This window comes from Nocardia araoensis NBRC 100135 (assembly GCF_000308435.1).
GTDB lineage: Bacteria > Actinomycetota > Actinomycetes > Mycobacteriales > Mycobacteriaceae > Nocardia > Nocardia araoensis.
Genome location: NZ_BAFR01000148.1, coordinates 35,544 through 47,606, shown reverse-complemented (window position 1 = coordinate 47,606; position 12,063 = coordinate 35,544). Strand labels below are relative to the sequence as shown.

The following is a 12,063-nucleotide window of genomic DNA, read 5'->3' as shown; positions in this document are numbered from 1 at the left end:
GCGCGGGGAGGGGAGACCTGGTGGTCTCGCGAGTGCAGGAATGTAGTGCAGCTTCCCGCCATCGGCAAGACCGGCCAGTGTGTCGGCGCTAGCGGAGCGCGCTGCCCCGCACCCACTGATCCCAGGGCACACCCCAGTCACCGTTCTGCCAGACTTCCAGCGGGGCGCCGCCGGTGTTGCGGATCTCCACCACGTCACCGGGGACGGCGAAATTGAAGAACCACTGGGCGTTCTCGCCGCTGAGATTGAGGCAGCCGTGCGAGACGTCGGTGTTGCCCTGGGCCCAGATCGTCGAGTCGAGCTGATGCAGGTAGATGCCGTCGGTGCTGATCCGGGTGGCCCAGCCGATGGCCTCCTTGTAGCCGAGGCGGGAGTTGATCGGCAGGCCGTAGGTGGAGGAATCCATGATCACCGGATTGGCCTTGTCCATGACCGTGTAGATCCCGGGCTGGGTCCAGAACGTGATGGTCTTGCCCCCGACGACCTCGCTGCCGCCCCTGCCCATCGAAGTCGGCATGGTGCGGATCAACCTGCCGTTCTCGAAGACCTGGACCTGTTTGGTGTTGTCATCGGCGATCGACACGTGGGACGCGCCGATGGTGAACGTGGTCTTGGTGTCCTCTTGGCCGTAGAGGCCGCCGCCCAGCTCCTGGCCGTAGACGTTCGCCGCCACCTTGACCTTCGTGCCCGGCGCGTAGTACTCCCTCGGACGCCAGTGCGCGTTGCGGTCGTCCAGCCAGTACCAGGAGCCCTCCACCGGCGGATCGGTGGTGACCGAGAGGTGCTTCTCGGCGGCGGCGCGGTCGGGAATGTCCTCGTCGAAGTGGGCCACCACCACGGTGCCGACGCCGAACGTGCCGCCGTCGGACAGCGGCGTGCCGCCCGTGGTGGTCAGCGACACCTTCGTCTGGTTGTTGGGAGTCAGCGTGGCGAAGGTCGAGGTGGTCGGGCCGGTCCGGCCGGTGATGCTCAAGCCCTCCGCGGTCACGGTGTAGGTGCGGCCGTAGCCGAGCGGCTCGGTGGGCTTCCACGCGGTCTTGTCCGGCGTCATGATCCCCTCGACCGTCTTGCCCTGCTCGTTGGTCATGGTGACCGAAGTGAGCTGGCCGTCGGCGGTGCTCACCTGGACCGGCGCCAGCGGATCGACATTGCGTGCCCCGGAAGCGGGCGTGATGGTGATCGGCGCGGACGCCGGACCCGCCGCACCCGGTGTGCCGCCTGGCCCCGGCGAAGACGAGCACGCCCCGACGATCACCGCCATGACCAGGGCGAACCCCGCGACGATTCCGGTTCGGACGCGACTGATCGCCATGCATTCTCCCTGTGCTCGCCCGGCGCAACGAACGGCGCACGCGCGCCCACTTTCCCCAGCGCAGTTTACCGATCGTCCCCGGCACGACCTCGAGCAGAAGTTCACCCACGGCGTATTCCCAGCCGTCACAAAGGAAACGTTCAGGCGGGTAAACCGCTGGCTTCCGGCCGCGACCCGCCATACATTCACCCCGCATGGAGATCGACTATCGATGGCGAGGTGCGCTGACCGACAGCGAAATGATCGACTTGACGAGATCGCACGGCGGCGACCCCGACCCGGGCTGGTGGGACCGCGCCGTGCGGCACAGCCTCGGCTGGGTCACCGCACGGACGGTCGAGCGTGCGCTGGCCGGATTCGTCAACGTGGCGTGGGACGGCGGCGACCGGTTTCCGCGCCACGACAGCCGGACTGCTACGACTGCGCGGCCACGGCTGACGGCCGAAAGTACCGATCGGGACCGCGCGGACGCGTGCCATGCTGAGGGCCGGAGTCGACCGAGGGGAACGAATGCAGAATCGCCCATCGGCAGCGGAGTTGCTGGACTCGCTCGCCGAGCTGCTGGAGGAGACGCTGCTGCCCGCCCTGCCCGCGGGATTGCAGCACAAGGCGCGGGTGGGGGCCAACCTCGCCAGGATCGTGCGCAGGGAGATCGAGTCCGGCCCCGCCGCGGCCGAGCGGGAGCGTGAGCTGCTCGCCGCCGTGGCAGAGGGCGATGACGAGCAGCTCTGGGCGGCGCTGGTCTCCGTCGTGCGGGCCGATCTGGCGATCGCCAAGCCGGGGTACGACGAGTGGGCGGCCGAGTGAGCGCCGACCTGGCACGCGGCCTGGCCGAGTTCCTCGGGTCCGGGACCCGCGCGGTGACGGTGTCGAACGTCGAATACCTCTCCGCGGGCGCCCGCCGTCGCAACGTCGCCTTCGAGGCCGATCTCGGCGGTGGGACGCGCCGCCTGGTGGCGACCATCGTGCCGGACGCGATCGAGCTGGTCCCGGTCGACGTGGAGGCCGCCGTCCGGGAGCTGGCGCGCACCCACGGCGTTCCGGTGCCGCCCGTGGTGGCGATCTGCACCGACGCGGCCTATGTCGGCGGCCCGTTCGTGGTCTCCGAACGCATCGACGGAGAGACCGTGCCGCGCAAGGTGTTACGACTGGTCGAGGCGTCGGGCCTCGGTGAACGGGTCGCCGAGCAAGTGGGCGAGGCCATGGGCCGCCTGCACGCGATCGACCCGGCGGCCGCGCCCGCGCGGCTGCCCGCCGCGGTTGCCGACCCCGAGCGCCAACTGATCGAGGCCGGTGGGCAGGTGCGCGCACTCCTGCCGGACCGCCCGGTGTTCGCCTTGGCGCTGCGCTGGCTGGAACGCCACTGCCCGCCCGCGCCGCCGCGCACCGCGCTGCTGCATACCGACCTGCGCAACGGCAATATCGTCGTCGGCCCGGATGGACTGCGCGCCGTGCTCGACTGGGAGGGCGCGCAGCGCCAAGGCGATCCGATGCGCGACGTGGCCTGGCCTGCCCTGCGCATGTGGCGCTTCCGCGCGGACGACCGGGAATTCGGGGGCCTCGCGGACCGCGAGGCGTTCCTGCGCGGATACCACCGCGGCGGCGGCAGCTTCGACGAAGACCGGTTCCGCTGGTGGAAGGCGATGTGCACGCTCGGCTGGGGCGTCGGATTGGCCGGGCAGGCCGCGGCCCATCGGGACGGCAGCGTGCGCGACATCGTGATGGCGGCCAGCGGGCGCCGCGTGTCGGAAATCGAATGGGACCTGCTGATGCAGATCCGACCCACTGCGAAGGGCTGACTGCCGATGGATTTCGAGCTACCCGTGGAACTGGTCGACTACCTGGCCGAACTCGACGCGTTCATCGAACGGGAGATCACTCCGCTCGAGCAGGCCGACGACAACATCCGCTTCTTCGACCACCGCCGCGAGGACGCCCGCACCGACTGGGAGCGCGGCGGGCTGCCGAACGCGGAGTGGGAGGAGCTGCTGGCCGAGGTCCGCAGGCGCGCCGACGCCGCCGGGCACCTGCGGTACGCGTTCCCCGCGCGATACGGCGGGCGCGACGGCACCAACCTCGGCATGGCCGTGATCCGCGAGCACCTGGCCCGCCGCGGCCTCGGATTGCACTGCGATCTGCAGAACGAGCACGCCATCGTGGCCAACAATGTGGGCCTGCTGCTGATGCTCGAGTACGGCACGCCCGACCAGCAGGCGGAGTGGGTGGACGGGCTGGCGTCGGGAACGAAGTTCTTCGCCTTCGGCATCACCGAGCCCGAGCACGGCTCCGACGCGACGCACATGGAGACCTCGGCGGTCCGCGACGGCGACGGCTGGGTGATCACCGGGCGCAAGACCTGGAACACCGGCGTGCACATCGCCGACGCCGACCTGATCTTCGCGCGCACCGCGGGCGGCCCCGGCGACGCCGCGGGCATCACGGCGTTCCTGGTGCCCACCGACGCGCCGGGGTTCGTCGTCGAGGAGTACCTCTGGACCTTCAACATGCCCACCGACCACGCCAGGGTCGCGCTGGACGGCGTCCGGGTCCCCGACACCGCCGTCTTCGGCGGCGAGGGACGCGGCTTGGCGGTGGTCCAGCACTTCTTCAACGAGAACCGCATCCGCCAGGCCGCGTCCAGCCTCGGTGCGGCGCAGTACTGCATCGACCAGTCGGTGGCTTACGCCAAACAGCGCAAGCCTTTCGGCAAGCCGCTGGCCGCAAACCAGGCGATCCAGTTCCCCTTGGTGGAGTTGCACACCCAGTGCGAGATGTTGCGCGCCTTGATCCACAAGACCGCGTGGTCGATGGACACCTACGGCACGTTCGCCGTCTCCGAGCAGGTCTCGATGTGCAACTACTGGGCCAACCGGTTGTGCTGCGAGGCCGCCGACCGGGCCATGCAGGTGCACGGCGGCCTCGGCTACTCCCGGCACAAGCCGTTCGAGCACATCTACCGGCACCACAGGCGCTACCGGATCACCGAGGGCGCCGAGGAGATCCAGATGCGGCGCGTCGCGGGCTACCTGTTCGGCTTCATGGGCGGCAAAGCGCCGAAGGGCGTGTGAGGCGGACGGTTCAGAGGCGGCGGATGCGGGCCAGCCAGGCGGCGGCGTCGACCTTGCCGGACTCGGAGACCTCCAGGTCCGCCGCCTCCTGCGCCACCAGATCGGTGATCCGTCCGCGGTACTCGGTGGCCCACAGGTCCTCCAGCGTCCAGCCGTCGCGGAACGACTCCCGTATCACGGTGTCGCTGATCCGTGGGCCGAACCCCGGCTCGACATCCGAAAGTGCGAGGACATAGACCGTGCCGCCCGGCTTGCACACCGCGTGCAGACTGCGAACGTACGCGGCGCGCGCCTCGTCGTCGGTCCCGAAGACGTGGAACAGCGCGCTGTCGACGACGGTGTCGAACGCGGGCGCGGAGCCGGGCGGGTCACCGGAGAAGTCCGGCCGGTCGCCGAGGGCGAGCGCGTCGGCCACCTCGAACGCGGCCGACGGCACACCTTGCTCGGCCGCATTGGCGCGCGCGTACGCCACCGCACTCGGCGACATATCGATTCCGCGCACGTCGTATCCCAGTCGAGTCAGCAGGATCGTGTGCTCACCCGCGCCGCAGCCCGGGTCGAGCACACGGCCGGTGATGCCGCCCTCCCGCTCCAGCGCGACGATGGCCGGTTGCGGCTCGCCGATCACCCAGGGGGCGGTGTCGTTGTCGTAGACGGTGTTCCACATTTCCACTGGACGAGTCATACGACCCATGCTTCATCCTCAACCGCCGTTGAGGTCAACCCGACACGGCCGCGCGGCCCGGACCATGTGGGCTGCGTCGACGCGGTGGGCGTGGGTACGCGCGGGTTATGAGCACACCGAATATCGATCCCGAAACGGCGGAGTCGATGCAGCAGGACGCGGATTTCGCCGACGAGCACACCAAACCGACGCACGCCGACGAGCACCCCGCCGGTGAGCAACTCGAGACCGACGAGTCGACCCCGCACGGCCACAGCGGCATGGATCAGTGAACGCTCAGGCCACGGCGACCATCCTGGCCGCGTTCGCGGACTCGTCGTCGGCCGCCTGGTTGGCGGCCAGTTCGGCGCGCACCCGCTCGCGGTAGCGGCTGATCTCCCGCTCGGTGGCGGCGGCGTCCCATCCGAGGTGCGCGCCGATCAGCCAGGCCACCTCGGGCGCGGCGGCGAGACCGCGGTCGGCGGCTTCGATGGAGACGCGGGTGCGGCGGGTGAGCACGTCGTCCAGGTGCAGCGCGCCCTCGTGCGTCACCGCGTACACCGCCTCCGCGCCCAGGTACTCCGGCGCGCCGGTGAGCGGACGGCCCAGTTCGGGCTCGCGGGCGATCAGTTCGAACAGATCGGTGATCGCCGATCCGTAGCGGCCGAGCAGACGCTCGACCGTCGCTCGCGGCAGGCCCGCGCGTTGCGCGAGACTGTCGAGGTCGGCCGCGAGTTCCTGGTAGCCCACCGCGCCGAGGATCGGCAGGTGTTCGGTCACCGAAGGGGCGACCGCGCGGCCGAGCCCCGCCACCGCCGCGTCCACGACGTCGGCGGCCATCACCCGGTAGGTGGTGTACTTGCCGCCCGCGATCACGAACAGTCCGGGGACGGGTTCGGCGACCGCGTGCTCCCGCGAGAGCGTCGCGGTGTCGGCCGACGCGCCGGACAGCAGCGGTCGCAGCCCCGCGTAGGTCCCGACGATGTCGTCGCGGGTGATCGGCTCGCGCAGCACCCGGTTGACGTGGTCGAGCAGATACTGCACGTCGGCGTCGCTGGCGGCGGGATGGTCCTTGCTCAGCGACCAGTCCGTGTCGGTGGTGCCGATGATCCAGTGTCCGTGCCAGGGGATGACGAACAGCACGCTCTTCTCGGTGCGCATGATCAGGCCGGTGTCCAGATGCAGGCGATGGCGCGGCACCAGGATGTGCACGCCCTTGGACATACGGACGTGGAACGGGAACTCCACGCCGGTCATCCGGTTCATCTCGTCGGTCCACACCCCGGTGGCGCTGATCACCCGGCGCGCGCGGATATTGTGCACCCGGCCGGTTTCGAGGTCGGTGACCTCCGCGCCGACGACACGTTCGCCGTCGCGCAGCAGCGCCGTCACCTTGGTGCGGGTGAGCACGGTGGCGCCGTGCTGGGCGGCGGTGCGCGCGATCATCATCGTGTGCCTGGCGTCGTCGACCTGCGCGTCGAAGTATCGGATCGCTCCGGTGAGCGCGTCCTCGCGCAGCGCGGGCGCCAGCTCCAGCGCGCGGGTGCGCGACAGGTGCCGGTGCATCGGCAGCGCGCGGGCGCCGCCGATGGTGTCGTACAGGGCGACGCCCGCGCCGATGTAGGCGCGCTCCCAGACCCGATGCCGCAAGGGCAGCAGGAACGATACGGGCCGTACCAGGTGCGGGGCCAGCCGGTGCAGCAGCAGGCTACGTTCCTTCAGCGCCTCCCGCACCAGCCAGAAGTCCAGCTGCTCCAGGTAGCGCAGGCCACCGTGGATGAGTTTGCTGGAGCGGCTCGAGGTGCCCGCCGCGAAGTCTCTGGCCTCCACCAGGGTCACGGTCAGGCCGCGGGAGGCGGCGTCGAGGGCGGCGCCCGCGCCGACCACGCCGCCGCCGATGACGAGTACGTCGATCTCGGTGTCGCCGAGTGCGTTCACCGCGCGGGCGCGGTACTGGGCGTCCAATCGTGCGGACACAGCGGTATCTCTCCTTGTTTCGGTGTTATTCGGGTAGGACGGCGTCGCCCCTCATTCGTCGACGTCGATCCAGTCGAGGGTGCGGGCGACGGCCTTCTTCCAGCGCGCGTAGCCACGCTCGCGCTGCTCCGCCGACCAGGTCGGATGCCAGCGCTTGGCTTCGTTCCAGTTCTGTTCCAGCTCGTCGGTGTCGTTCCAGAAGCCGACCGCCAGCCCCGCCGCGTAGGCCGCGCCGAGCGCGGTGGTCTCGGCGACCACCGGACGCGACACCGGCACGCCGAGGAAGTCGGCCTGCAACTGCATGCACAGCTCGTTGGCGGTGACGCCGCCGTCCACCCGCAGTACGTCCAGCCGCACGCCGGAGTCGGCCTGCATCGCCTCGACCACGTCGCGGGTCTGGTAGCAGATCGATTCCAGCGTCGCCCGGGCGAGATGGGCGTTGGTGCTGTAGCGGGACAGGCCGACGATCGCGCCTCGCGCGTCCGAGCGCCAGTACGGCGCGAACAATCCGGAGAACGCGGGCACGAAGTACACCCCGCCGTTGTCCTCGGCCTGCCGGGCCAGCGATTCACTCTGCGCCGCACCGGAGATGATGCCCAGCTGGTCGCGCAGCCACTGCACCGCCGAGCCGGTCACCGCGATCGAGCCTTCCAGCGCGTACACCGGCTTCTCCCCGCCCAACTGGTAGGCCACCGTGGTCAGCAGGCCGTGCTGCGAGCGGACGATCTCGGTTCCGGTGTTGAGCAACAGGAAGTTGCCGGTGCCGTAGGTGTTCTTCGCCTCGCCGGGACGGAAGCAGACCTGCCCCACGGTGGCGGCCTGCTGGTCGCCGAGCACGCCCGCCAGCGGAACCGCGCCGCCGAACGGCCCGTCGGCGCGGGTGGTGCCGAACAGGTCGGGGTTCGCCGACGGCGCGATCGTGGGCAGCATCGCGCGCGGTACCCCGAACACCGACAGCAGTTCGTCGTCCCAGTCCAGGGTCTCCAGGTTCATCAGCATGGTGCGGCTGGCGTTGGTCGGGTCGGTGACGTGCACGCCGCCGTCGACTCCGCCGGTCAGCTGCCACAGCAGCCAGGTGTCGGTGGTGCCGAACAGCGCGTCGCCGCGTTCGGCGTCCTCGGCCACACCCGGGACGTTTTCGAGGATCCAGCGCAGCTTGCCGCCGGAGAAGTAGGTGGCCGGCGGCAGGCCCGACTTGCGCCGGATGGTGTCGCCGTGCCCGGCTCGTTCCAGTTCGGCGGCGATGCGGTCGGTGCGGGTGTCCTGCCAGACGATCGCGTTGCAGTACGGCCGCCCGGTCTTGCGGTTCCACACCACCGTGGTCTCGCGCTGGTTGGTGACGCCGACCGCGGCCAAGTCGCTCGCGACGAGATCGGCCTTGGTCAGGGTGGTCTGGATGACCGCGCGGGTGCGCTCCCAGATCTCGGTCGGATTGTGCTCCACCCAGCCCGGGCGCGGCAGGATCTGCTCGTGCTCGAGCTGGTGGCGGGCGACCTCGTTGCCACTGTGGTCGAACACCATGAAGCGGGTGCTCGTGGTGCCCTGGTCGATGGCGCCGACGTACTGGCTCATCGCGGTCCTTTCGGGAAGCTACTGGGAAGAGAGAAGGGTTCAGAACAGGAACTGCGCGGCGAGTCCGGCCAGCGCGCCGCCCAACAGCGGACCGAGCACCGGCACCCAGGCGTAACCCCAGTCGGAGTCCTTGCCGCGCGATACGGCGTGGGTCGATTCGGCCGGTGCGGGGGCGCCCGCGCCGACCGGGACCAGGACCGCCTCGACGGGCGCGGGCTTGCTCAGCGGCAGCAGCGCGTGCGCGATGCGGGGACCGAGATCGCGGGCGGGGTTGATGGCGTATCCGGTCGGCCCGCCCAGCGAGGCGCCGATGCCGACGACCAGGAGCGCGGCGGCGGCCGGGCCGAGCCCGCTCGGGGTGTGGCCGAAGGTGAGGATCACCAGGACGAGGGTGAACGTACCGATCACCTCGGTGACGAAGTTCCAGCGCAGGGCGCGAATCGCGGGGCCGGTGGCGAACACCGCGAGCTTCTTCTCCTCGTCGGTCTCGGCGTCGAAGTGGCGCTTGTAGGCCACGTAGGCGACGGTCGCGCCGAGGAACGCGCCGGCGAATTGGCCGCTGAGGTAGGCGAGCGTCGTCGATCCGGAGATCGCGATGCCGGGGGCGAACTCGTCGGCGCCGCTGAACAGGATGCCGACGGTGACCGCGGGATTCAGATGACCGCCGGTCTTGTACGCGACGTAGACGCCCGCCAGGACGGCGAACCCCCATCCCACGTTGATCAGCAGCCAGCCGCCGTCCAAACCTTTGGACTTCGCCAGCAATACGTTCGCGACCACACCGACCCCGAGCAGCACCAGCACACCTGTGCCCAGCGCTTCGCTGAGGAAGATCGAGCCGAAGTTCATCGTTGAGCCTCCGTTCGCCCCGCAGGTCGCGGACGCGACCGTGCGTGAAACGGAAATTACGGTGGGATGTCGGACCCGGATACCGCTGCCGTTCGACATTGTCGAACGCCTCGACTGGTTGCCGGAAGGCGGCGCCGCTACCGTCCGACCGGCGAGGAGGATGTATGGCGCAGCTCACACTGGGTTTCGATGATGTTGCTCAGGTATTACCAATCGTTCGACATTGTCGAATCAGGACGCGGGTAGGTTTTCCGACATGCCGGGTGCGATCCAATCGATCGAACGGGCGGCGGCCGTGCTGCGGCTGCTGGCCCGTGGTTCCGGGCGGCTCGGCGTGGGCGACATCGCGGGCGCGCTCGATCTGCCCAAGCCGACCGCGCACGGCATCCTGCGCACCCTCCAAGGCGTGGGTTTCGTCGAACAGGACCCGGCCACCGGCAAGTACCAACTGGGCGCGGCGCTGCTGCACCTGGGCACCAGCTACCTCGACGCGAACGAGTTGCGCTCCCGCGCGATCAACTGGGCCGACGCACTCGCCGCGCGCACGGGCGAGTCGGTGCGGATCGGTGCGCCGATGGACGGCGCGGTGGTCGTGGTGCATCACGTGTTCCGGCCGGACAACACCCAGCAGGCGCTCGAACTCGGCGAACTGCTGCCGCCGCACGCCACCGCGCTGGGCAAGGTCCTGCTCGCCTACGACGCCGACCTGGCCGCCACGACGCGCCGCGCCGAACTCGCCCCGCTCACACACCGCACCTTGGTCGACCGCACCGCGCTCGCCAGGGCGCTCGGCGGCGTTCGACAGGCCGGATGGGCGGGCGACACCGAGGAATTCCGCACAGGGGAGGCGGGAATCGCGGCGCCGATCCGCGCCCCTGGTGGACTCGTGGTCGGCGCCATCGGCATCACCGGCGCGGTGGACCGGCTCTGTGACGCCCAGTTGCGGCACCGGCCCGCGCTGGTCGGTCATGTGCTCGACGCCGCGCGGGCGGTGTCGCGCGATCTCGCTGCGGGCCATTGACTTTCGTCCGGCGGGTGATCAGCCGATGTCGAACAGGAGCAGCCGGGCATGAAGCAGCGTTACGTGCTGGCCATCGACCAGGGCACCACCTCCACGCGGTGCATCCTGTTCGATCAGCGGGCCCGGCTGGTCGGCGTCGCGCAGCGCCCGCACCGGCAGCACTATCCGCGGCCGGGCTGGGCCGAGCAGGACGCGTTGGAGATCTGGCGCAACGTCGAGCGCATCGTGCCGCAGGCCCTGCGGGATTCCGGCGTGACCGCCGATCGGATCGCCGCGCTCGGCATCGCCAATCAGCGCGAGACCACCGTGGTGTGGGACCGCCGCACCGGTACGCCGATCGGGCGCGCGATCGTCTGGCAGGACGTGCGCACCGAGGAACTGGTTCGCGAACTGGAGCACAAGCCGGGCGCCGACCGGATTCGTGAGCTGTGCGGCCTGCCGCTGGCCAGCTATTTCGCCGCACCGCGGCTGCGCTGGATGCTGGACTCGGTGCCGGGACTGCGCGAGCGCGCCGAGCGCGGCGAAGTGCTGTTCGGCACCATGGAGACCTGGCTGATCTGGAACCTCACCGGTGGCCCCGACGGCGGGCTGCACTGCACCGACGTCACCAATGCCAGCCGCACCCTTCTGCTGAACTTGCGCACTCTCACCTGGGACGACGAACTGCTGGAGTTCTTCGGTATCCCCGCCCGCATGCTGCCGCGCATCCAGCCGTCGATCGCGTCCTACGGCAGCACCCGCCGGGTGGTGCCAGGCATTCCGATCGCCGCCGCGCTCGGCGACCAGCACGCCGCGCTGTTCGGCCAGACCTGTTTCGCGCGCGGGGAAACCAAGTGCACCTACGGCACCGGCGGTTTTCTCATGATGAACACCGGACGCGACCTGGTGCGCTCCGAGCACGGGCTGCTCACCACGATCGGCTACCAGATCGGCCCGGAGCCGGTCTACGCGCTGGAGGGTCCGATCGCGGTCACCGGCTCGCTCGTGCAGTGGGTGCGCGACAACATCGGGCTGGTCACCAGTGCGCCGGAGATCGAAACCCTCGCGCGCACGGTCGAGGACAACGGCGGCTGCTACGTCGTGCCCGCGTTCTCCGGGCTGTACGCGCCGCACTGGCGCAGCGACGCGCGGGGTCTCATCGCCGGACTGACCTCCTACATCACCAAGGGCCACATCGCCCGCGCCGTGCTGGAGGCCACCGCCTGGCAGACCCGCGACGTGGTGGAGGCGATGAACGCCGACTCCGGCCTGCAAGCCGCGGCACTGCGCGTGGACGGCGGGATGACCTCGAACAACCTGCTCATGCAGATCGTGGCCGATGTACTGGACGTTCCCGTGCTGCGCCCGTTCGTCGCCGAGACGGTCTCGCTGGGCGCGGCGTACGCCGCGGGGCTGGCCGTGGGATATTGGCCCGACCTGGAAGGGCTGCGCAACAATTGGCGCCTTGCCGCCCAATGGGTTCCGCGCATGGACGCGCAGCTGCGGGAGGACGAGTACGAGAACTGGAAACGCGCGGTCGAGTTGACCTTCGGCTGGGTGCGGTCGAAGAAGCGGGCGCGGCGGTGAGTCCGGCGACCGGCGACCGTGTCAGGAGCGTGGG

11 protein-coding genes are annotated in these 12,063 nt (G+C 70.1%); 6 read left to right on the top strand and 5 right to left on the bottom strand.

The window, feature by feature from the left end; genetic code table 11:
• Window positions 1-88 precede the first annotated feature (88 nt).
• Window positions 89-1,312: a L,D-transpeptidase gene (locus ON21_RS20495; protein WP_039799925.1), complete on the bottom strand. Its 1,224-nt coding sequence runs from the start codon at window positions 1,310-1,312 to the stop codon at window positions 89-91.
• Between the two features lie 510 nt (window positions 1,313-1,822).
• Between ON21_RS20495 and ON21_RS20490 the strand changes: the two genes are divergently transcribed.
• From ON21_RS20490 to ON21_RS20480, 3 genes are read left to right on the top strand one after another with little or no spacing between them, the layout of a single operon-like run.
• On the top strand, window positions 1,823-2,119 hold the full coding sequence (locus ON21_RS20490) for a DUF6285 domain-containing protein (RefSeq protein WP_039799924.1): 297 nt from the start codon (window positions 1,823-1,825) through the stop codon (window positions 2,117-2,119).
• A complete protein-coding gene (locus tag ON21_RS20485; protein ID WP_039799960.1) occupies window positions 2,116-3,111 on the top strand; it encodes a phosphotransferase family protein in 996 nt (331 codons plus the stop codon). The genes ON21_RS20490 and ON21_RS20485 overlap by 4 nt, the downstream gene beginning before the upstream one ends.
• A gap of 6 nt (window positions 3,112-3,117) precedes the next feature.
• Window positions 3,118-4,380, top strand: a complete 1,263-nt coding sequence (locus tag ON21_RS20480) for an acyl-CoA dehydrogenase family protein (protein ID WP_039799923.1) — start codon at window positions 3,118-3,120, stop codon at window positions 4,378-4,380.
• Window positions 4,381-4,390: 10 nt separating this feature from the next.
• Here the strand turns inward: ON21_RS20480 and ON21_RS20475 are convergent, their stop codons facing one another.
• Entirely contained in the window at window positions 4,391-5,065 is a 675-nt protein-coding gene (locus ON21_RS20475) for a class I SAM-dependent methyltransferase (RefSeq protein WP_039799922.1), read from the bottom strand.
• Between the two features lie 107 nt (window positions 5,066-5,172).
• On the opposite strand from ON21_RS20475, the gene ON21_RS39290 reads away from it, so the two are divergent.
• Entirely contained in the window at window positions 5,173-5,337 is a 165-nt protein-coding gene (locus ON21_RS39290; RefSeq protein ID WP_169332714.1) for a hypothetical protein, read from the top strand.
• Window positions 5,338-5,341: 4 nt separating this feature from the next.
• Here the strand turns inward: ON21_RS39290 and glpD are convergent, their stop codons facing one another.
• From glpD to ON21_RS20460, 3 genes are read right to left on the bottom strand one after another with little or no spacing between them, the layout of a single operon-like run.
• On the bottom strand, window positions 5,342-7,021 hold the full coding sequence (glpD, locus tag ON21_RS20470; protein WP_039799921.1) for a glycerol-3-phosphate dehydrogenase: 1,680 nt from the start codon (window positions 7,019-7,021) through the stop codon (window positions 5,342-5,344).
• A 51-nt stretch (window positions 7,022-7,072) separates the two neighbouring features.
• Window positions 7,073-8,593: a glycerol kinase GlpK gene (gene glpK / locus ON21_RS20465; RefSeq protein WP_039799920.1), complete on the bottom strand. Its 1,521-nt coding sequence runs from the start codon at window positions 8,591-8,593 to the stop codon at window positions 7,073-7,075.
• Window positions 8,594-8,632: 39 nt separating this feature from the next.
• The gene (locus ON21_RS20460) at window positions 8,633-9,442 is read right to left on the bottom strand and encodes an MIP/aquaporin family protein (RefSeq protein WP_039799919.1); all 810 of its coding nucleotides are present in this window, start codon (window positions 9,440-9,442) and stop codon (window positions 8,633-8,635) included.
• A 256-nt stretch (window positions 9,443-9,698) separates the two neighbouring features.
• Here ON21_RS20460 and ON21_RS20455 point away from each other — a divergent pair, with 256 nt between their 5' ends.
• Both ON21_RS20455 and glpK (ON21_RS20450) read left to right on the top strand, forming a co-directional pair.
• Window positions 9,699-10,463, top strand: coding sequence for an IclR family transcriptional regulator (locus tag ON21_RS20455; RefSeq protein WP_039799918.1), 765 nt, complete (start codon window positions 9,699-9,701; stop codon window positions 10,461-10,463).
• A 48-nt stretch (window positions 10,464-10,511) separates the two neighbouring features.
• Window positions 10,512-12,029, top strand: a complete 1,518-nt coding sequence (gene glpK, locus ON21_RS20450; RefSeq protein WP_039799917.1) for a glycerol kinase GlpK — start codon at window positions 10,512-10,514, stop codon at window positions 12,027-12,029.
• Window positions 12,030-12,063: the final 34 nt, after the last annotated feature.

Excerpts from the sequence above, each read along its gene's own strand:
- glpK (WP_039799917.1), top strand. The coding sequence starts at position 10,512 with ATGAAGCAGCGTTACGTGCTGGCCATCGACCAGGGCACCACCTCCACG.
- ON21_RS20490 (WP_039799924.1), top strand. The coding sequence starts at position 1,823 with ATGCAGAATCGCCCATCGGCAGCGGAGTTGCTGGACTCGCTCGCCGAG.
- ON21_RS20495 (WP_039799925.1), bottom strand. The coding sequence starts at position 1,312 with ATGGCGATCAGTCGCGTCCGAACCGGAATCGTCGCGGGGTTCGCCCTG.
- ON21_RS20460 (WP_039799919.1), bottom strand. The coding sequence starts at position 9,442 with ATGAACTTCGGCTCGATCTTCCTCAGCGAAGCGCTGGGCACAGGTGTG.
- glpK (WP_039799920.1), bottom strand. The coding sequence starts at position 8,593 with ATGAGCCAGTACGTCGGCGCCATCGACCAGGGCACCACGAGCACCCGC.
- ON21_RS20475 (WP_039799922.1), bottom strand. The coding sequence starts at position 5,065 with ATGACTCGTCCAGTGGAAATGTGGAACACCGTCTACGACAACGACACC.
- ON21_RS20480 (WP_039799923.1), top strand. The coding sequence starts at position 3,118 with ATGGATTTCGAGCTACCCGTGGAACTGGTCGACTACCTGGCCGAACTC.
- ON21_RS39290 (WP_169332714.1), top strand. The coding sequence starts at position 5,173 with ATGAGCACACCGAATATCGATCCCGAAACGGCGGAGTCGATGCAGCAG.
- ON21_RS20455 (WP_039799918.1), top strand. The coding sequence starts at position 9,699 with ATGCCGGGTGCGATCCAATCGATCGAACGGGCGGCGGCCGTGCTGCGG.